General features: G+C 73.4%; 18 protein-coding genes, 1 tRNA gene and 1 pseudogene. 9 read left to right on the top strand and 11 right to left on the bottom strand.

Annotated elements, in window-relative coordinates:
* Positions 1–23 precede the first annotated feature (23 nt).
* The 3 genes and pseudogenes from MLV88_RS24035 to MLV88_RS07525 form a co-directional block, all read right to left on the bottom strand.
* Positions 24–638: pseudogene (locus MLV88_RS24035) on the bottom strand (PAS domain-containing protein); the annotation flags it as partial.
* Positions 639–656: 18 nt separating this feature from the next.
* A complete protein-coding gene (locus MLV88_RS07520) occupies positions 657–1,109 on the bottom strand; it encodes a DUF4118 domain-containing protein (RefSeq protein WP_243337206.1) in 453 nt (150 codons plus the stop codon).
* A 103-nt stretch (positions 1,110–1,212) separates the two neighbouring features.
* Entirely contained in the window at positions 1,213–2,505 is a 1,293-nt protein-coding gene (locus tag MLV88_RS07525; protein WP_243337207.1) for an amidohydrolase family protein, read from the bottom strand.
* A gap of 113 nt (positions 2,506–2,618) precedes the next feature.
* Between MLV88_RS07525 and prfA the strand changes: the two genes are divergently transcribed.
* From prfA to MLV88_RS07550, 5 genes are all read left to right on the top strand, one after another.
* A complete protein-coding gene (prfA, locus tag MLV88_RS07530; RefSeq protein WP_242337190.1) occupies positions 2,619–3,737 on the top strand; it encodes a peptide chain release factor 1 in 1,119 nt (372 codons plus the stop codon).
* A gap of 75 nt (positions 3,738–3,812) precedes the next feature.
* Positions 3,813–4,679, top strand: coding sequence for a peptide chain release factor N(5)-glutamine methyltransferase (prmC, locus tag MLV88_RS07535; RefSeq protein WP_243337209.1), 867 nt, complete (start codon positions 3,813–3,815; stop codon positions 4,677–4,679).
* A 96-nt stretch (positions 4,680–4,775) separates the two neighbouring features.
* On the top strand, positions 4,776–6,044 hold the full coding sequence (murA, locus tag MLV88_RS07540) for a UDP-N-acetylglucosamine 1-carboxyvinyltransferase (protein WP_242337195.1): 1,269 nt from the start codon (positions 4,776–4,778) through the stop codon (positions 6,042–6,044).
* The gene (gene hisG / locus MLV88_RS07545; protein WP_242337196.1) at positions 6,041–6,703 is read left to right on the top strand and encodes an ATP phosphoribosyltransferase; all 663 of its coding nucleotides are present in this window, start codon (positions 6,041–6,043) and stop codon (positions 6,701–6,703) included. The genes murA and hisG overlap by 4 nt, the downstream gene beginning before the upstream one ends.
* A gap of 116 nt (positions 6,704–6,819) precedes the next feature.
* Positions 6,820–7,203 (top strand): zf-TFIIB domain-containing protein, encoded by a 384-nt coding sequence (locus MLV88_RS07550; protein ID WP_242337198.1) that lies wholly within the window; start codon positions 6,820–6,822, stop codon positions 7,201–7,203.
* A gap of 6 nt (positions 7,204–7,209) precedes the next feature.
* Here MLV88_RS07550 and MLV88_RS07555 read toward each other — a convergent pair whose 3' ends face one another.
* Positions 7,210–7,905, bottom strand: a complete 696-nt coding sequence (locus tag MLV88_RS07555) for a sulfite oxidase-like oxidoreductase (RefSeq protein ID WP_242337200.1) — start codon at positions 7,903–7,905, stop codon at positions 7,210–7,212.
* A gap of 114 nt (positions 7,906–8,019) precedes the next feature.
* Here MLV88_RS07555 and MLV88_RS07560 point away from each other — a divergent pair.
* A tRNA-Gly gene (locus MLV88_RS07560) sits at positions 8,020–8,095 on the top strand.
* A 284-nt stretch (positions 8,096–8,379) separates the two neighbouring features.
* Here the strand turns inward: MLV88_RS07560 and MLV88_RS07565 are convergent.
* The gene (locus MLV88_RS07565; RefSeq protein WP_242337202.1) at positions 8,380–8,859 is read right to left on the bottom strand and encodes a cupin domain-containing protein; all 480 of its coding nucleotides are present in this window, start codon (positions 8,857–8,859) and stop codon (positions 8,380–8,382) included.
* A 254-nt stretch (positions 8,860–9,113) separates the two neighbouring features.
* Entirely contained in the window at positions 9,114–9,998 is an 885-nt protein-coding gene (locus MLV88_RS07570; RefSeq protein WP_243337210.1) for a GNAT family N-acetyltransferase, read from the bottom strand.
* A gap of 685 nt (positions 9,999–10,683) precedes the next feature.
* On the opposite strand from MLV88_RS07570, the gene MLV88_RS07575 reads away from it, so the two are divergent.
* A complete protein-coding gene (locus MLV88_RS07575) occupies positions 10,684–11,214 on the top strand; it encodes a hypothetical protein (RefSeq protein ID WP_243337212.1) in 531 nt (176 codons plus the stop codon).
* Between the two features lie 298 nt (positions 11,215–11,512).
* Here the strand turns inward: MLV88_RS07575 and MLV88_RS07580 are convergent, their stop codons facing one another.
* Positions 11,513–12,436, bottom strand: coding sequence for a CPBP family intramembrane glutamic endopeptidase (locus MLV88_RS07580; RefSeq protein ID WP_243337214.1), 924 nt, complete (start codon positions 12,434–12,436; stop codon positions 11,513–11,515).
* A gap of 214 nt (positions 12,437–12,650) precedes the next feature.
* Here MLV88_RS07580 and MLV88_RS07585 point away from each other — a divergent pair, with 214 nt between their 5' ends.
* Both MLV88_RS07585 and MLV88_RS07590 read left to right on the top strand, forming a co-directional pair.
* Positions 12,651–14,135, top strand: coding sequence for a hypothetical protein (locus MLV88_RS07585; protein WP_242355039.1), 1,485 nt, complete (start codon positions 12,651–12,653; stop codon positions 14,133–14,135).
* A gap of 96 nt (positions 14,136–14,231) precedes the next feature.
* On the top strand, positions 14,232–14,714 hold the full coding sequence (locus MLV88_RS07590; protein ID WP_242337213.1) for a hypothetical protein: 483 nt from the start codon (positions 14,232–14,234) through the stop codon (positions 14,712–14,714).
* A 30-nt stretch (positions 14,715–14,744) separates the two neighbouring features.
* Here MLV88_RS07590 and MLV88_RS07595 read toward each other — a convergent pair whose 3' ends face one another.
* The 4 genes from MLV88_RS07595 to MLV88_RS07610 form a co-directional block, all read right to left on the bottom strand.
* A complete protein-coding gene (locus MLV88_RS07595; RefSeq protein ID WP_242337216.1) occupies positions 14,745–15,482 on the bottom strand; it encodes a patatin-like phospholipase family protein in 738 nt (245 codons plus the stop codon).
* 136 nt (positions 15,483–15,618) lie between these two features.
* Positions 15,619–16,707, bottom strand: a complete 1,089-nt coding sequence (locus tag MLV88_RS07600) for a class I SAM-dependent methyltransferase (RefSeq protein ID WP_242337218.1) — start codon at positions 16,705–16,707, stop codon at positions 15,619–15,621.
* A gap of 163 nt (positions 16,708–16,870) precedes the next feature.
* Entirely contained in the window at positions 16,871–17,524 is a 654-nt protein-coding gene (locus MLV88_RS07605; RefSeq protein WP_242337294.1) for a class I SAM-dependent methyltransferase, read from the bottom strand.
* A 98-nt stretch (positions 17,525–17,622) separates the two neighbouring features.
* A complete protein-coding gene (locus tag MLV88_RS07610; RefSeq protein ID WP_242337220.1) occupies positions 17,623–18,633 on the bottom strand; it encodes an AI-2E family transporter in 1,011 nt (336 codons plus the stop codon).
* Positions 18,634–18,804: the final 171 nt, after the last annotated feature.

The following is an 18,804-nucleotide window of genomic DNA, read 5'->3' on the forward strand; positions in this document are numbered from 1 at the left end:
TTCTTCGCGTCCTCGGAGGCCTTCTGGAGGTGGATGTCGGTGAGCGTGCCCACCCACCGGCGCAGCCGCCCGTCCGCGCCGCGCAGGGGGGCGGCGCGCACGAGGAACCAGCGGTATTCGCCGTCGCGGCCGAGGAGCCGGAGCGTGCCGTCACCCCCGATCTCCTCGTCGCGCATGCGCTTCCAGAACGCGACCACCGGGGCGCGGTCCTCGCGGTGCACGAGCGTGCGCCAGCGGCCGTTCGCGAGCTCCTCGTCCGTCTTGCCGGTGTACTCGCGGATCTGCGGGTTCTGGAACTGGGTGCGCCCCGTGGCGTCCGCGGTCCAGACCATCTGCGGGATGGCGCCGAGGAGCGTGCGGAACCACTCCTCGGACTCGCGCTGCGCCGCCTCCGCCGTCTCGCGCGCCGTGAGGTCCGAGCACGCGCCCACCCACTCGATCACCCGCCCGCGAGTGTCGGCGACCGGGGCGGCGCGCGCCACCACCGGCGCGAAGCCCCCCCCGCTCCGACGCAGCCGGTACTCGAGCTCGAACCGGTCGCGCCGCGCGACCGCCTCGCGCCAGCCCCGCGCCACTCGGTCCCGGTCGTCGGGGTGGACCGCGTCGAGCCAGCCCGAGCCGCGGTACTCGGCCAGGCTCTGGCCGGTGAAGGCGCGTCACGACGGCGAGTCCGCGTGCGCGAGCCCCTCGGGAGTCGTCGTCCAGATGACGTCCGAGCTCGTCGCCACGAGCGATTCGAAGCGGTGCGCGTGCGCGTCGCGCTCCAGGTACCCGTCCCGCAGCGCCGCCGCGATCCAGCAGAGCACGCCGCCGATGACGAGGAACAGCGAGACGACGACCACCTCCGCCTGCGACGGCCCGAACGCGTCGTAGGGCGCGATGAAGAACCAGCCGCACAGGCCCGCCGAGAGCCCGAGCGAGAGGAGCCCCGGCCCGAGCCCGCCCAGGTAGGTCGCGAAGACGACGGCCGGCACGTACAGCGCGAGCGGAGCGCTGGAGACGAGCGGGCGCATCGCCAGCGAGAGCGCCGTGGAGAGGAGCGGGAACGCGACGCCGAGCGACAAGGCCACGGCGCGCCTGAGCTCGGGCGGCGGGAAGCGCACGCGCACCGGCGCAGCCTAGCGCTTCGCGCGGCGCCGTGCGCATCCTCCTCGGAGGTAGCCCTCGGGGTGCGTGCGTCCGGGCGGCCGGCCTCCTCACGGCGCCGCCCGCTCAGGCGGGGTCGAGCAGGCCGCGTGCCGCCTCGCGCGCCTCCGCCGCGATGGCCGCCTCGTCGGCGCCGAGCAGCCGGCCCTCCCGGAGCCGTACCTCACCGTCCACGACGACCCATGCCGCAGGCGCTCCCGCCCACAGGAGGGCGAGATCGCCGCCAGGGAGCTCCGGCAGCGGCACCGGCGGTCGCCAGTCGAGCACGACCACGTCGGCGAGCGCGCCGGCCTCGAGGCACCCGAGGGTCTCGCCGAACGCCTCCGAGGCGAGCCGTGCCGCGGTCGGCCAGGCGACCTTGCCGACGAGGCTGCCCGCCGCGCCCGCGCTCCGGCCGGCGTGCCTGAGCAGCGTCGCGGCGTGGAACGCCTCGCCGGCGACGTCCGGGAAGAGCCCGTCGGTGCCGAACGCGATGCTCACGCCGAGGCCCGCGAAGTCGAGGAGCGCCGGCACGGGGGCGCCGAAGAACATCGCCGCGCGCGGCGTCACGGCGAGCACGGCGCGCGCGTCGGCGACCATCACCGCCTCGGCGTGGACGGTGGTCCCCCCGTGCGCCACGAGGGTGCGCGGCCCGAGCAGCCCGTGCGCGGCGAGGACCTCCAGCGGCCGCCGGCCGAACCGGGCGAACGCGTGCGCGAGGTCGGCCTCGTCCTCGCCCAGGCAGGCGTGCACGCCCGCGCCCGCGTGCGCGCCGGCGAGCGCGAGCGTCTCCTCGGTGGTTTCGAAGAGCCCGGCGATCCCGACCGCGCCGCGGAGCCGCGCGTCGGTCGCGTGCCGCGCGGCGAACGCCGCCGACGCGCGCACCTCCTCCTCGCCGCCGGCGCCGCGCGCGCCGTGGGCGAGCACCGCCCGCAGGCCCAGCGCGCAGGCGCCCGCGACCGCCTCGAGCGCCTCCGCCGCGGCCCCGGGCGCGGCGCGGACGAGATCGAACGCGCAGGTCACGCCCGCGCGCAGGGCGGCGAGCGCGCCCGCCCGCGCCAGCGCCCCGAGGCGCTCCGGGGTGGCGCGGCGCTCGGCCCGGCCGCGGAGGCCGGCGCGCAGATCGGAGATCGTGGGCGGGGGGCGCCCGGGGAGCCCCGCCAGCCGCTGCAGCGACCCGAGGGCGAGGTGGGTGTGCGCGTCGATCATCCCGGGCACCACCAGCCGCCCGTCCGCGTCCACGTCCCAGTCGCCCGGCCGCCCCTCGACCCGCCGGCCCGGCGGCGCGACGAGGACGATGCGCCGCCCCTCCACCACGACGGTCGCGCCCGCGCCCGCCGGGGGCACGATCCCGTTCCGGATGACGATCCGTCCGTCCACGGGCGCGCATCATCCCTCCCGCGCCGACGCCGCGCAAAGGCGGCGCTCCGCCGCGCCCTACGCCCCCGTGCGCCTTGCCGGGCGAGGCCCGGAGCGGTTAAGAACGTGCCCCCATGCTGTCCCAGGAAGTCCTGAAGAAGCTCGAGGCGATCGAGCAGCGCTTCGAGGAGCTCACCGCGCTCCTGTCGGATCCCGGCGTCGCGTCCAGCGGCGACCGCTTCCGCAAGGTCTCCAAGGAGCGCGCGTCGCTCGAGCCCACCGTGGAGGCGCTCCGCGCCTACCGGCGGCTCGTGAAGGACATCGAGGACAACGAGGCGCTGCTGGCGGAGAAGGACCCCGAGCTGCGCGAGATGGCGAAGGAGGAGCTCGCCCTGCTCCGCCCGCAGGTCGATCCCGCCGAGGAGCAGCTCAAGATCTACCTCGTGCCGAGGGACCCGGCCGACGAGAAGGACGTCATCCTCGAGATCCGCGCCGGCGCGGGCGGCGACGAGGCCGGGCTGTTCGCGGCGGAGCTGCTGCGCATGTACCTCCGCTACGCCGAGCGGCGAGGCTGGCGCGCCGAGGTCGCGGACAGCTCGGGCGGAAACCTGGGCGGCGTGAAGGACGTCACCGTCAACATCGCCGGCGACCAGGTCTACTCCTGGCTCAAGTACGAGTCGGGCGTGCACCGCGTGCAGCGCGTGCCCGCCACCGAGGCGCAGGGGCGCATCCACACCTCGACGGTGACCGTCGCGGTGATGCCCGAGGCCGAGGACATCGACATCCAGGTGAGCCCCGCCGACATCGAGATGGACGTGTTCCGCTCCACCGGCTCGGGCGGCCAGAGCGTCAACACGACGGACTCGGCCGTGCGCCTCACGCACAAGCCGACCGGCATCATCGTGAAGTGCCAGCAGGAGAAGAGCCAGCTCAAGAACCGCAACATGGCGATGCGCATGCTCCGCGCGAAGCTCTACGAGATCGAGCTCGAGAAGCAGCGCAGCGCGCGCGACGCGGCGCGGAAGAGCCAGGTCGGCACGGGCGACCGCTCCGAGAAGATCCGGACCTACAACTTCCCGCAGGACCGGCTCACCGACCACCGCGTCAACTACACCCGGCACAACCTGCCCGCCGTGATGGATGGCGACGTCCAGGACGTCATCGACGCGTGCCGCACGTTCTACGCCGCGGCGGCGCTGCGCGAGGCGTCGCGCGGGAACGCCGCCGAGGGCGCCGCGGAGCGGCGCGCGTGAGCCCCACCCCCCGCCACCGATGACGATGCGTGAACAGGCGCTCCCGGCGCGCGGGGACGGGGGCGCGGCCCCCGCATGATCACCACGTCCTGGACCCCTCTGAAGCTCCTGGCCTGGACCCAGGAGTTCTTCGCGAAGAAGGGCGTCGACTCGCCGCGCCTCACCGCGGAGGTGCTCCTCGCGCACGCGCTCTCCTGCGATCGGGTCCGGCTCTACCTCGACTTCGACAAGCCGCTCGGCGAGCCCGAGCTCGCCGCCTACCGCGAGCTCGTCCGCCGCCGCGGCGAGGGCGAGCCCACCGCCTACCTCGTCGGCAAGAGAGAGTTCTACGGCCGGGCGTTCGCGGTGGACGCGCGGGTGCTCGTCCCGCGCCCCGAGACCGAGCTCCTCGTCGAGGCGGCGCTCGCGGCGCTGCCGCCGGGCGGGCGGCTCCTCGACCTCTGCACCGGCTCCGGCGCGATCGCCGTCAGCGTCGCCCTCGAGCGGCCGGACGCGCGCGTCCTCGCGACCGACGCCTCGGAGGGCGCCCTCGCCGTGGCGCGGGAGAACGCGGCCCGGCTCGGCGCCGTGGTCGAGTTCTCCCACGGCGACCTGTGGGCGGCGGTCCACGGGGACGCGCGGTTCGAGGTGATCGTCTCCAATCCGCCCTACGTTCCGACGGGCGAGGTCGCCGGGCTCTCCCGCGAGGTGCGGCGCGAGCCGTGCATCGCGCTCGACGGGGGGGCCGACGGACTCGCGCTCCTCCGCCGCATCGTCGCCGGCGCACCGGCGCGGCTCGTCCCCGGGGGAACGCTCGTGCTGGAGATGCACGAGGGCCACCTCGCCGAGCTGCCGAGCCTGTGCCTGCAGGCCGGCTTCGAGCGTGCGGAGGCCCGCCGGGACCACGCCGGGCTGCCCAGGCTGGTGGTGGCCCACATGGCGGGCGGACCCCACCCGGCGTAGAATCCGCCCGCCTCGACGCCCGGTCTGGGCCCGACGGGCCCGCGCTGTCACGCGCGGTGCAACACCCGCGGCGCGCGCCGCGGGCACGGAGTGGAATTGGACAAGATCCTCATCGAAGGCGGCGTCCCGCTGCGTGGCAGCGTCGAGGCCTCCGGCGCGAAGAACGCGGCCCTCCCCATCATCGCTGCCTCCCTCCTCGCCGAGGGCGAGCACCGCATCCGCAACGTCCCCGATCTCGCGGACGTCCGCACGCTCGGGCGGCTGCTCGGCCACATGGGCTGCCAGGCCGAGCGGAACGCGGGCGAGAAGGGCGCCCTGTGGATCCGCGTCCCGGCCGCCGTGCAGCCGGAGGCGCCGTACGAGCTCGTGAAGACGATGCGCGCCTCGGTCGTCGTGCTCGGCCCGCTCGTCGCGCGCTGGGGCAAGGCGCGCGTGTCCATGCCGGGCGGGTGCGCCATCGGCGCGCGGCCGATCGACCAGCACCTCAAGGGCCTCGCCGCGCTCGGCGCCGAGATCCACCTCGAGCACGGCTACGTCGAGGCGACCGCGCCGCGCGGCCGGCTCCGCGGCGCGACCTTCACCTTCGACGGCCAGACCGTCACCGGCACCGAGAACGTCATGATGGCGGCGGTGCTCGCCGAGGGCGAGACGCTGCTCCGGAACTGCGCGCGCGAGCCGGAGATCGTGGACCTCGCGAACGCGCTCCGCGGGATGGGCGCCCGCATCGAGGGCGACGGCACCGACGACATCTGGATCGAGGGCGTCGAGTCGCTCCGGCCGATCGACCACGTCGTGATCGCCGATCGCATCGAGGCGGGCACGTTCCTCGTCGCGGGCGCGCTGCCCGGCGGCGACGTGACGGTGAAGGGCTGCGTCCCGGCGCACGTGGAGGCGCTCGTCGAGAAGCTCCGGGCGGTCGGCGCCCAGGTCCTGCCGGTGGAGGGCGGGCTGCGCGTGGTCGGCGACGGCCGCCCGCGCCCGGTGGACGTCCGCACCGCCCCGCACCCCGGCTTCCCCACCGACATGCAGGCGCAGATGATGGTGCTGCTCTGCCTCGCCGACGGGTCGTCGAAGATCACCGAGACCGTCTTCGAGAACCGCTTCATGCACGTGCACGAGCTGCAGCGGCTCGGCGCCGACATCGCCGTCGACGGGAAGACCGCGGTGGTGAAGGGCGTGCCGGGGCTCTCCGGGGCGCCGGTGATGGCCTCCGACCTGCGCGCCTCGGCGGCGCTCGTGCTCGCCGGCCTCGCCGCGCAGGGCACGACCGAGGTCCATCGCGTGTACCATCTGGATCGCGGCTACGAACGGATCGAGGAGAAGCTCGCGCCCCTCGGCGCGCGCATCCGGCGGGAGAAGGCGTGAACGGCGAGATCATCACGGTCGCGGTCCCGAAGGGCCGGCTGCTGGAGGAGTCGTCGGCGCTCTTCGAGCGCGCCCTCGGCGTCTCCCCGAAGAAGCTCCTCGACGGGACGCGCAAGCTCGCCGCCGACGCGCCCGAGGCGGGGCTGCGCTTCATCTCCATCCGGGCCGCGGACGTGGCGAGCTACGTGGAGCACGGAGCGGCGGCGGTCGGCATCGTGGGGCTCGACATCCTGCGGGAGGAGCCGCGCGACCTGTACGAGCCGCTCGACCTCGGGATCGGCCGCTGCACGGTGATCGTGGCCCGGCACCGGGACGCGAAGCCCCTCCCCCGCGGGGTCGCGCCCCGCGTCGCCACCAAGTACCTCTCGCTCGCCGCCCACCACTTCGCGAAGAAGGGCATCCCGGCGGAGATCATCCCGCTCCACGGCTCCATCGAGGTCGCCCCTTCGCTCGGCCTCGCCGACGCCATCGTCGATATCACCGAGACCGGGGAGACCCTCCGCGCGAACGGGCTCGTCATCGAGGAGACGGTCCTCGACGTCTCCGCGCGCCTGGTGGTGAACCGGGTGGCCCTGAAGCTCCACGCGGAGCGCCTGCGCCGGCTGATCGCCGCCCTTCGCCGGGTATGCGGCGAGGCGGCAGCGCCGAAAGTCCGTTGAAAGGTCCCGGGCCTTCTGCCTAGTATCCGGGGGTTTCCTGGATAGCTCCGGCGCTTCGCTCGGATCCCTTTCCTGATCCTCGTGCTTCACGGTCCCAAGGAGGACCCGTTTCCGTCATGGATTGCCCGCGGTGCAGCGTCGAGATGGCCGAGATTTCCCACGAGGACAGCGTGGTGCACCGCTGCGGCGAGTGCGGCGGAGTCTGGGTGGTGGATGTCGCGGACCTGAACAAGATGCTGCTGCACGCGAACCTGCCGGCGCTGTCGGCGCTCGGCGGCTACGTGAACGCGGACGAGATCGCGGGGATGTGCCCGGCCTGTAACGTCGATCTCGTGGTGGTCGAGGGCGGCGAGAAGCGCGCCGTCACCTACGACACCTGTGAGTCCTGCGGCGGGATCTGGATCGAGGGCGAGGAGGACGAGCCCGCCCCGGAGATCGGCTGGAAGGACGCCGAGAAGCAGATCGTGGCCTTCTTCCGCCGCTTCGCGAAGAAGAAGTAGCCGAGCTCACCACATCCGGTCGTCGCGCCACGGGTACGCGGTGTTCGAGTACCCGCGGATCTCCCAGTAGCCGCGCCGATCGTGGGTCATGAGCTCGAGGCGCGAGACCCACTTCGCGCCCTTCCAGGCGTAGAGCTGGGGCGTCACCACGCGCACCGGCCCGCCGTGCGCCCGCGGGAGCGGCGCGCCCTCGACCGCGTGGACGAGGAGGACGTCGGGCTTGAGCGCCTCCTCGAGCGGCAGGTTGGTGGAGTAGCCGTCGGACGCGTGCGCCATGAGGTGGGTCGCCTCCGCGAGCGGCCGCGCGAGCGCGAGGACGGTCTCGAGCCGGACGCCGCGGAAGGCGAGGTCCAGGACCGACCAGCCGGTCACGCAGTGGAAGTCGGCCTCCACGTCCTCCTGCGGGAGCGCCATCAGCTCGGCGAAGGAGAGCGTGAGCGGCGCCTCGCAGGCCCCGTCCACCACGAGCCGCCAGCGCTCGGGCGCGATCTCCGGCGTCTCGCCGAGATCGAGCACCGGCCACTCCGACTTCTCGAAGACGTTCTGGCCCGGCGGCTCCTTCGGCATGCCGTGCCGGTTCCGCGGCCCGTCCCCCTGCGGCGCGGCGTCGGAGAGCGAGGGCGTCGCCCGCAGCTTCTCGCCGAAGCGCGCCCGCAGCGCCGCCACCCCGTCCTCGATCCGCCGCCGGATTTCGTCGCTCACGGCTGCCGTTCTAGCCGGTCGGCGGCGCCCACGCACCCCGCATGCCCCGGGCGGCTCCACCCGGCCGAACTCCTTGACTCCCGGGCCCCTTCACGGCAAAAACTGGTCCGCGACGCGGGAATAGCTCAGTTGGTAGAGCATCAGCTTCCCAAGCTGAGGGTCGCCGGTTCGAACCCGGTTTCCCGCTCCAGTTCTTCCGAGGGGTTCCGTCGAGAGGCGGGACCCCTCTGCTTTGTGGGCTGAGGGTTCCGGCTCGGCGTTCGTTCCGAAGTCTAGGGCTCGAGGACCCGCTGCAGCTGGCCGGTGCGGAGCTGCTCCTCCACCATCGGCTCGAAGTCGTACCTGTCCCAGCGCCGGGCCGGCGCCCTCGACGAGGCGCCTCCCTGCGTCGGTCAGCGCTGGAGCGTCAACGGCAGCGACTGGGACGCGCGCGCGGGCGACGCCAGCGTGAACTGGCGGAGTACTGATCGAGAGTCACGCGGACGTCTGGATTTCGAGACCGTAGCGAGCGCCGAGCTTGGTCAACCTATCCACGTCTGGCGGCGAAGTCGGCGCCGGAGGAATCTCGCGCCGCTGCGCCGGCTCGCCCGCTTCGGCGAAGAACTTGTCGATCCCACCCGGCTCGTAGGTCACGACCACGCGGAGCTTGCTCGTAGGCTCGAAGTGCTCGAGCTTGTCGGCGGGGATGCGGATCAGCGATCCGGGCCCGCACTCGAGCTTCTTCCCGTCGACGTGCAACGTGAGCGTTCCCTCGACGACGTACACGGTTTCCACAACGCGACGGTGAACGTGTGCAGGCGGCCCCATACCTGCGGGCATGGTCATCTGCATGACCGTCGCCTCGCCATTCGACTCGTCGCTCGACAGCAGGACTTCGTAGAGGCCTCCGAGCATCCAGAAGGCCCTACCCTCACCCGACTTGTGAACTATCGCCTGAGCCATCGTCTCCCCCATGGGTGAAACGTCGCGCTGAAGGAACGTAGTGACTGCCTCTGGGCGTCGCTAGCTCGCTCGATCCTGGCGGCAACGGCCGCGCCAGCCTCAAGAAGCCACTCGTGGCGAACGAACGTCACAACGTTGCCGACCGGCTCAAGGAGCCTCGGACAGCAAGAGAGAGGCCGGAACGTAGGGGCGACCAAGCCACCAGGTTCCGGCCTCGAGAGTTGGAGCGGGAAGCCGGGTTCGAACTGGCGCCGCATGCGAACGCGTCAGAGCGCCCGCTCCCACGCGCCCCGCCGCCACCGCTCGACCCACGCTTCCGCGCGGTAGAGCGCGAGCGCCGGCGCGTTCGATGCCGCGACGCGCAGCACGACCTCGCGTGCGCCGGCCGCGTCGAGCAGCGCCTCGCACCGGCGCAGCAGCCATCGCCCGAGTCCGCGACGCCGCGCGCGCGACGCGACCGCGATCGTCTCCACCTCGTCCTCCCCCTCGCGCTCGGGCGCCACGACGCCGCGCAGCAGGCCGACGGCGCCGTCGGCGTCGACGACGAACCGCAGGAGCTTCGGGTCGAACCCTGGCGCCGCCACGATGCGCGCACCGTCCTCCGCGGTGACGGGGACCGTGAATCCGACCCCGGCAAACGCGTCGTTCTCGAGCGCCGCCCAGGCGTCGAGCCCGACCTGCTCGAGGCCGACCTCCGCGAGACCGGCGGGCAGCGCGAGCGGCGGCCGCGGGCGCGTGCGGCGCATGCCGACGACGGCGTCCGCCGGCTGGTAGCCCCGCGCCTCGAGCTTCGCACCGACGCCGGGGGCGTCGCGCTCGACGACGCGAAGCGTCCGCGCCTGCGCGCTCCGCGCGCGCGCCTCCATCTCGTCCACGATCGCGAGCGCCGCCGGCGCCGGTCCCGCGAGCCACGTGAGCGCGCACCGGCCCGTCTCCGTGAGGCCCTTCGCGACCCACAGCCCCACGGCGGCCGGCGTGCCGTCTTCGAGGAGCGCGACGCCCTCGATCCCGTCCGGCAGCGCCGCGACCTCGCCCCGCAGCGCGGCGACGTTCCGACCGAGGAGCGCCGCGATGGGCGCCCAGTCCCGGACGCTCGACCAGGGCACGATGTCGCGAGGCGCCGCAGGATCCTGCACCCGATCGCGTGTCATTCGTCCCCCACCGACGCCCGGTCGCGCCGATCCCGAAGAAGACCACAGACGGTGAAGCACGAGAACCGTTCCGTCGTTCACGCGACGCACGCCCGACCGACTTCGGGCTCGTCAATCATCTCGCATGGAGCGCGACGAAGGGATGAGCGTTCGAGGTCGTCTCTCGTACCCCGAAGACTGCGGTAACCTTTCGAGCGGAGGCGGGTTGGCTCGAAGCGGAGAAGGCCATGAACTTTCGGTTGATCGCCTGCGCCCTGATGTTCCCCATCGCGGCGTCCGTGGCATGCGTCGCGGCGGGACACGGCAAGACGGCCGCCGCGCCGGACACGCACGAGGAGTGCTCGATCGACTCCGACTGCCCCGGTGGGCGCTGCCAGCTCGGCGTGTGCTCGTACGCCTCGCGCGAGCACATGCCTTGCGCCCTCGACTCCGAATGTCCCGGCGGCTCCTGCCGAATGGGAGCGTGCTCGTCCTTGCCGCCGGGGGTTCCGGAGTGCTCGATGGACTCACAGTGCCCGGGTGGCAGCTGCCGTGCCGGGAGCTGCTCGCCGGTGCCGCCGGGGCCCTAGCGTCTTCTCCTCCGCTGGCGTCGCTTCTTCCTCGTCGCCCTCCACGCTCCCGGCGCGAGACCGTACGACGCTCAGGAGGTTGCGACCGGAGCGTTCGGTCCAGTACAGACGAGGACATGCTCGCGTACCTCTTCTGGCACTGGCCGGCGCCGACGGTGGACGCCGGGCGCTACGTCGAGTCTCTCGTCGCCTTTCACCGCGCCCTCGCGTCCAACGCTCCTCCCGGCCTGCGCGCCTCGCGCGTGTACGAGGTGGAGGCCGCGCCGTGGCTGGCGGTCCCGCGCGCGTTCGAGGACTGGTACCTCGTGGACGACTTCGCCGCGCTCGGGGCGCTCAACGAGGCCGCCGTCTCCGGCGCCCGCCGCGACCCACACGACGCGGCCGCGCGGCTCGCGGGCGGAGGCCATGGCGGCCTCTACCGCCTCGTCGCTCCGGGCGGTGAAGGGGCCCTCGACCGCACGACGTGGTGCTCGAAGCCCGACGGAGTCCCCTACACGGAGTTCCACGCGAGGCTCCCTCCCGGCGAGAGCTGGCAGCGGCAGCTGGTGCTCGGGCCCGCCCCGGAGTTCTGCGTCGTCGGCGTGGATGCGGCCGCCGCGCTCGGCGGCGTGGCGGTCGCGGCCCGCCGCATCCACGCCTGGTCTTGAGGCCGCAGGACCAGGCCCGCGCCGGGCCTGCCCCGGCGCCCTGCCGGAGCCCGCGCGCGGATCCCGTGGAGCGCCAGACGGAAGTCAGAGCGCCCCGACCCCAGAGCGCCCCGACCCAGAGTAATCGCGGTAGAGCGCCCCGACCCAGAGTAATCGCGGTACACGGCCGACGCGCATCACGCGCGTCAATCGCGGAGTTACGCGTGCTTGGCTCTCGCGACGCTGACGCACTCCGCAACCGGCGGTGCGCTCCCGCGAGGCTGGACCTCTGACGACGACGGCCGGGCGCGCGCCCGGATCAGCTCGCGAAAGCGCGGATCAGAGGGGCGAGGTTGGGGATGAGATCCCCCCAGCCGTGCAGCACGACCACGAGCGTGAGGTTCCGGGTGCGCGCCCAGAGTATGCCGAACGCGACACCGATGGGGGACAACATGACCATCGCGTAGGCAGCGGCGCTGAGCACCTCCGGCGGCCTGGCCATGCCTTCCACGGTGTGTGCGCCTCGCAGCACGTACCCCGGCGCGTGCGCGAGCGCGAAGAGGACTGACATTCCCAGCACACCAGCGACAGGCGATCGCAGCCACGCCGCCATGCGCGACTGGAGCAGCGCACGAAACAGGAACTCCTCCACGAGCCCTGCTTCGACCGCCAGCCAGGCCCAAACCGGTAACGCCATCGCGATCACCTGCCAGGCCGAGAGCTCATACTCGGCCATGAGCGTGCCGATGGCCTGAGGACCGCGCCCGAATCGAAGCTGTATGATCGAGAACAACCCCATCATGACGAGAAGGGTCCGCAGCTCGATCCAGTCGAGTCCTGGGAACTCGAACAGCTGCCGCCACGAGTAGCCAAGGCGGCGGAACACGAGCGCAGGCACCCACACCATGACAGCCAACTTGGCGGTGAGAATGGCGACCGATCGCGCGGGCTCATTGGTGACCGCTGCCCTCACCGCGGAAAGTCCGTAGCCGAGAAACCCCACGCCGATGGCAACGAGAAGGAGCGCGATCCACGAGAGCTCGCGCGCTGGCTCGTGCACCGGCTGCGCCCGTGGGGTCGCGCCGATCGTCGCGAGCCAGGCTGCGAGCGCTGGTGCCACACCGAGGAGAAGCAGAACGGCGGCCACCTCGCTCGCGTCGAATCCAGGAGCGGTGAGGAGCACCGCCAAACAACCACCATAGATGAGGACGTAGCCCACGGAGGCAACGAGTGCGCGCGACATGGGGCTCCGAGGAGATCATAGATCAGCGGCGCAGTCACGCAGGGTACGTACGCTGCCTCTCGTTTTCGGCCGCACGCGCCGCACTCCGAACGCATTATCACCCGGAGTCGTCTCACGAACAGTGCCGTGAAGTCCCGGACCCGGCCTCCAGCTCGTTTCGCAGATTTTCGCGGAGAGTTGAACCGGAAGGTGCACTCTCGGTAGGCTGTCCCGCATGCTCCGCCGCAACGTCCCCCGTGCCGCAATGGCTGCCGTGATCGCCCTCGCGACCGGCTGCGCCCACCTCTCGACGAGCTTCACCTGCCCGGCGAAAGGCGGCGTGCCCTGGCGCGAGGTCCGCTCCGAGCACTTCGTCGTCACGACGGACCTCGGCTCCCGCGGCGCGCAGGAGCTGACGCGCGAGCTCGAGATGCTCCACCTCGCGCTCCGCTCGGCGCTGTTCGGCACTCCGCCGGCGATGCCGGGCACGATCCGCGTGGTGGTGTTCCGGACGCGTGACGAGTTCCTGGGCTTCGCGCCCGCGTCCCTGGCCGCCTTCTTCGGCACGCTCCACGGCGAGCCGCTCGTCGTGCTCGACGGCGCGCTCCCGTACGGCGTGCGCACCACGCTCGCGCACGAGCTCACGCACTACATGGCGGCGCGCGCGTTCGCGCGCCAGCCGCGCTGGTTCGCCGAGGGGATGGCCGCGTACATGGAGACGGTGGGCTCGAGCGGCCTCGGCAACACGCCCACGGTCGGAGGCGTGCCGCGCCACTACCACGCGCTCGTGTACCCGTACTTCGGGAAGGTGCGCGAGGTGCTCACCGCTCGCGGCGCGCTGGAGCTGCCTCAGTACGCGGTGTCGTGGGCGCTCGTGCACTACCTCATCAACGTCCACCCGGTGGAGTTCAACGCGCTCCAGGCGCGCTTCGTGCGCGGCGACGATCCCGACGTCGCCTGGCGAGACGTGTTCCCGCAGTGGGATCCCGCCGTTCCCGGCGCGACCGACGCGCTGGACGCGGAGCTCGGGAGCCATGTCGCGCGCGGCAGGTTCAGGTACCGCGACCTCCACCTCGTGAAGGATCACCCCGTCCGCGAGCGGCCGATGCTCCCGGCCGAGGTCCACGACGTCCGCCTCTCGCTCGCGTCGGCCATGCGGTGGCCCCCGGAGAAGCTCGACGCCGAGGTGACGGAGGCGCTCGCGGAGGACCCCGGCAACGTGGTGGCGCTCACCGTCGCCGCACGCTCCCGCGGCGCGGAGCCCGCCGCCCTCGCTCGCAAGGCGACGGAGGCGCACGCCGACGACGCCCGGGCGTGGCTCTTCCTCGGTGACGTGCTGCCGGAGTCCGACGTGTCCGGCCGCGAGGCGGCGCTCCGGCGGGCCGTCGCGGCTGCGCCGGAGAACCCGGAGCCCCTGAACGCGCTCGCCTGGAACCTGCTCCGGAGCGGCCGCCCCGGAGAGGCGCTGCCGCTCGCGAAAAAGGCGTTCGTCGCGGCGCCCTGGGATCCGGCCATCGTCGACACCGTCGCGGGCGTGCTCGCGGGCCTCGGGGACTGCGGGGAGGCGGTGCGCATGCAGCAGCGTGCGATCGATCTCCTGCCGGATCGGATGAAGCCGCGCGACCGGCAGGACTACATCGACCACCTCGCGGAGTTCCAGCGGTGCGCGGCGAAGGCGGCGACGCCGGACGGCGTGAAATCCGCACCTCTCGTCCACTGACGCGGATCGATCGCAATCGGGCCTTAGCGCTGTCTGACGCAGGGCGCACCACCCGTACCCGGAGACATCGAGCTGGATCCAGGCGAGCATGGGGGGATGCTCGCGACCCTCCTCGCTGCCGCCTTGCTCGTCGCGGTCCCCTCGCGGGCCAGGGACGCCGATCCCCGCGCGCTCGTGGGGCAGCCGCTCCCCGAACCCGGGCGCGGCCAGTTCGCCTCGTGGAAGCTCCAGGACACGTGGCTGGTCGACGAGCCCGGAGCGACCCCGCGGTACGGGTGGGTGATCTGGAACCGCCGTGGCCAGGCGATCGTGTTCCTGAGGAGCGAGGACCGGGTGGTGGACGCCCTGCGGGTCGAGGTCCCCCGCGGCCACGCGATCGGCTTCGCCTGCACCCCCGCCGGCGCGGCGAACCCGGACCGGGACTTCGTCGCGCTGGTCGACGATCCGCCGGTGCCGCCGGGAGCGCGGTGCGTGTTCTCGCGCCCCCGCAAGGCATGGCGGCTCGACCGCAGCCGCGGCCGGATCGAGCCCGTCACGCCGGCCGGGATGAAGTGCCAGCGTTCCTGCCCCTGGGACTGAGCGGCGAAGGCGCGTCGCCCGACGGGGCGATCACCCCCGCGACAGCTCGCGCGCGAGCGCGCTCCGCATGCCCTCCGCCGCGCGCTCCATCGCCTCGGGGCCGCGCTCCAGGTGGAACGGGCTCACGCGCGGGATCCCGTGGAGCGCGACGGCCTGCATGCGCGGGCGCTCCGGGATGCGGAGCGCGGGGCTGCCCCGCCGGCGCCAGGGCGAGCGGGACGTGAGGTGATGGTAGAGGACGCGCTCTCCGGCGAGCGCGCCGGCGAGGCCGGGGCGGTCCAGGACGCCGCCGTCCAGGTACAGGCGTCTCCCGATCCGAACCGGCTGGAACAGGAACGGGAGCGCGCACGAAGCGTGAATCGCCGGAGCGAGCTCGCCATCGTCGAGCACGGCGGTGCGCCTCGCGAGGACGTCGAACACGGACACGGCGAGCGGAACGCGGCACTCTTCGAAGCTCCCGGCAGGAGCGAGCGCCTCGAGCCGCGCCCGGAATCGCGCTCCGCGCAGGAGCCCGAGCCCGGGGCGGAGATCCCAGAAGTGCTCGCGGCGCAGCGCCACGAGCTCCTCGCACAGCCGCCCCGCAGGGACCCCGGCGGCCCAGAGCCCTCCCACGAGCGCCCCCGCGCTCGAGCCGAGGACGCGCGCGGGGAGCAGCCCCTCGTCCTCGAGGACCCGCACCACGCCCGCGTGCGCGTAGAACCCGAAGAACCCGGACGACAGCGCGAGGGTGAAGGGTCCCGAGGCGAGCCAGTCCCGGAGCGTGGGCACGGCGGCAGCATGCCGTCGGCCGGCGCGAGGCGCAACGGCGGGCGGGGTACTCGCGGCCCCTCGACGTCTGCTCGCTGCGACCGCTTCGGCGGCTCTCGCACGAAGCCGCTGCCGGCGGCCCCCTGCTCGGCAGCGCTCACGCCGGGCGATGCGCGACGAAGGTGATGCACTCGCCTCGCTCGGGCTGCCGCCGCGCGACGCGGTCGGCGCGGCGCGCCTCGGAGCGGATCCGGCGACGGAGGGCGCGCTCGCTCCGGTCGACGGGGGCGCCCCGCTGGATGGCGAGGCTCTCCGCGAAGAAGTACGCGCCGTCTGGCTTCGGCGGCAGCAGCGCGATCCGGGAGAAGCCGGCGGCGCAGAGCGCGCGCTCCAGGCTGCTCGCGTCGAAGAGGGTGAGGTGGCGCGGCGGCTCGAGGCCGCGCCAGTCGGCGCCGAAGCGTTTCAGCCCCTCGGCGTCCAGGTTCGGGGTCTGGACCCAGACCCGTCCGCCCGGCCGAAGCAGCGCGAGCACCCTGCGGAGAGTCCCGACCGGATCGTGCAGGTGCTCGACGACGTGGTTGAGGGTCACGTGCTCGAAGCTCTCCGGGTCGAGCGCGGCCTCCTCGATCGTTCCCGCGAGAACCGTGAACCCCGATCCCCTTGCGCGCGCGACGGCCGCGGCGTCGAGGTCAAGCCCCATGACGTCGAAGCCGAGGCGGCGGGCGATGCGCAGGAAGTCCCCGTTGCCGCAGCCCACGTCGAGCAGCCGGCTCCCGGGACCCGCCGGCGCGGGCAGGTGACGGATGAGCTGGCCGGCCTGCGCTCGCGCGGCCGCGCTCAGCGGAGCGACCCACCGGGCCAGAGGCGCGGCCGGTCGCAACGCGTAACCGAACGCGGCGTTGTAGTGGGCGTGGTGGCGGAGCCGCTTCACGGCCCGCCGGAGCCCACCGCCAGCGGCGAAGACGTCCCGCGGCGCGGTCCCCCCGTGCGTGTAGTAGGTGCGGTAGGCGAGCCCGATCCCGGCGAGGTCCGGGCGCGGGTCGAGGTAGGCCGCGCCGCAGCCCGAGCAGCGCCAGAGCGTCCAGCGACCCGGCGCGGCGCGGAAGATCCGGTCGCTCAGCCCTTCGAAGAGGAGCGTCCGGGAAGGGGAGGCGCAGGCGGGGCACCGGCCCAGGACCTCGAGGTGCTCGGCTGGCCACGGAGCGTCGAGCGGCTCCGCGGCAGCTCCGGTCTCAAGTCGGCTCATCGGCTCGTCGTCTCTCGAACGCGACAGATGTCGCGAGAGTGGCATGAGCCGCCCATCGACACAACGCGCGGCGCCGCTGCGAGCCCCGGCACGCCGCCGGCCGGCGCGGGGCGCAACGCCGGGCGTGGCGCAGGTGGACTCGTCCGCTCGCGCGACGACCGCGTCAGCGGCACGCCCGCAGCACGAGGTCGCCCTGCGTGACTCGACCGTGAAGCTCGACGAGCCGCACGTCCTTGAACCCAGCCGCCTCGGCCGCCGCGACGAGCGCGGCGTTCTCGTGGAACCGGAACCCGTGCCGGGTGATGCCGCCGAACTCGCGGAGCTTCGCCGCGCTCGAGAAGCCCACGGTGAGGAGCCCGCCCGGCCGGAGCACGCGGTGCAGCTCGGAGAAGGCCTGGGCGAGGTCCGGCCAGAAGTAGACGGTGTTCGTGGAGGCCACGACGTCGAAGCTCGCCTCCTCGAAGGGGAGCGCCTCGACGGCGCAGCGCTCCAGGCGGAGCTCGGACCCGCCGAACCGCGCGCGCCGCGCGCGCAGCCACGCCACCGCCGCGTCGGACGGATCGACGCCCGCGAGGCTCCGGACGCCGCGGGCGTGCGCGAGCTCGAGCAGGGCGCCCCCGCCGAAGCCGACGTCGAGGAGCCGGTGCCCCGGCGTGAGCGCGACGCCCTCCAGCGTCGCCTCGATGAGGGCGCGGTTCCCGCGGTTCAGGACCCGGGTCATGACGGTGCGACCGAACCAGCCTCGCGGCCCGGCCAGCTGGCGCGCGATGGCCGCGGATACGGGGTCGAGCAGCCGGAACAGGGAAGCCTTGCGCATGTTCAGTCCTTCTCGATTCTCGCATGCGCCGGCAACGGGGGCGGAGCGCCCTTCGTGCCTGATGCTACAGACAGGCGAGCCGGACGGGCCGCCGCGCTCTACTCCGCGAGGAAGTCCGAGATGAACCCCACCCGCGGGATGTACTTGCACGCGATCCGGATGGTCGAGAGCACCGGCACCGCCACGAACAGGCCGATGGGACCCCAGACCCAGAACCAGAACAGCGAGCCGAGGAACACCGCGAGCGAGTTCAGCCTGAGCTGCTTGCCGAGGAAGATCGGGTCGACGACGTTCCCCTGGATCGACACGAGCGCGAGGTAGATCCCGCCGACGGCGAGGACGTGCTTCAGCGAACCGTACTGGAGGAGCGCCATGAGCGTCGGGAGCGCGAGCCCGATCGCCGGGCCCACGTACGGGATGAAGTGCAGGAGCGCGGTGGCCATCCCCCACACCGCCGCGTGCTCCAGGCCGTACAGGGCGTAGATCCCCCAGGTGACGAGCCCGAGGAGCGCGTTCAGCCCGACCCGGTTCAGCATGTACTGCTCGACGTCGCGGTGGAGCTCCTCGAACGCCGCGAGCGCGCGGGCGCGCGCGGAGGGATCGCGGCCGGCGTGCGCGAGGAACTTGGCGTGGTAGCGCGGTCCCTCCGCGAGCGCGAAGTAGAGGACGAAGATCGCGACGGTGCACGCCGCGGCCACCGCGATCGCGCCCTGCGCGGTGCCGACGAGGACCTGTCCCCAGGGGATCCCCTCTTCCACGCGCACCGCGCCCGGCCGCGACGGTGGCTTCGCGATCTGCTCGGTCTGCGCGCGGAAGTGCACGAACCGCCGCGCCACCGCCGCGGAGGCCTCCCGCAGCCGCCCCTCGTAGCTGGGGAGCTCGTCGAGGAAGGCCGCGACGCGGTTCCAGAGCAGCGCGACGAGGGCGGCCACCACCGCGAGGGCGAGGAGCGTCCCCAGGAGAGCCGCGACGGACCGCGGCACCTTGCGCCGCTCCAGCGCCGCGACGACCGGGTGCACGGTGAACGCTAGGATGATCCCGACCACGCTCGGGACGAGGAGCTCGCGCGCGAGGTAGCAGAACGCGAGCGCCGCGCCGGTCGCCAGCACGGCGAGCGACCGCTCGGCGACACGGGATTCGCTCAGCAGACGGACGTCGCGCACTGGATCGAATGTGAGCACCCGCCCCCTCAGCCGCGAGCGGGTGGCGGAGGCCACCGCCGGCGGCTGGCCGGACGGCGCGCCGGCCTCGTCCTGGCGGATCGACCCGGCTCCCGGGCG

It is taken from the genome of Anaeromyxobacter soli (assembly GCF_022808855.1).
Taxonomy (GTDB): domain Bacteria; phylum Myxococcota; class Myxococcia; order Myxococcales; family Anaeromyxobacteraceae; genus Anaeromyxobacter; species Anaeromyxobacter soli.

Coding starts and splice junctions, on each gene's coding strand:
- prfA (WP_242337190.1), top strand. CDS start 2,619: ATGCTGTCCCAGGAAGTCCTGAAGAAGCTCGAGGCGATCGAGCAGCGC.
- prmC (WP_243337209.1), top strand. CDS start 3,813: ATGATCACCACGTCCTGGACCCCTCTGAAGCTCCTGGCCTGGACCCAG.
- MLV88_RS07550 (WP_242337198.1), top strand. CDS start 6,820: ATGGATTGCCCGCGGTGCAGCGTCGAGATGGCCGAGATTTCCCACGAG.
- MLV88_RS07565 (WP_242337202.1), bottom strand. CDS start 8,859: ATGGGGGAGACGATGGCTCAGGCGATAGTTCACAAGTCGGGTGAGGGT.
- MLV88_RS07570 (WP_243337210.1), bottom strand. CDS start 9,998: ATGACACGCGATCGGGTGCAGGATCCTGCGGCGCCTCGCGACATCGTG.
- MLV88_RS07575 (WP_243337212.1), top strand. CDS start 10,684: ATGCTCGCGTACCTCTTCTGGCACTGGCCGGCGCCGACGGTGGACGCC.
- MLV88_RS07580 (WP_243337214.1), bottom strand. CDS start 12,436: ATGTCGCGCGCACTCGTTGCCTCCGTGGGCTACGTCCTCATCTATGGT.
- MLV88_RS07585 (WP_242355039.1), top strand. CDS start 12,651: ATGCTCCGCCGCAACGTCCCCCGTGCCGCAATGGCTGCCGTGATCGCC.
- MLV88_RS07590 (WP_242337213.1), top strand. CDS start 14,232: ATGCTCGCGACCCTCCTCGCTGCCGCCTTGCTCGTCGCGGTCCCCTCG.
- MLV88_RS07600 (WP_242337218.1), bottom strand. CDS start 16,707: ATGAGCCGACTTGAGACCGGAGCTGCCGCGGAGCCGCTCGACGCTCCG.
- MLV88_RS07605 (WP_242337294.1), bottom strand. CDS start 17,524: ATGCGCAAGGCTTCCCTGTTCCGGCTGCTCGACCCCGTATCCGCGGCC.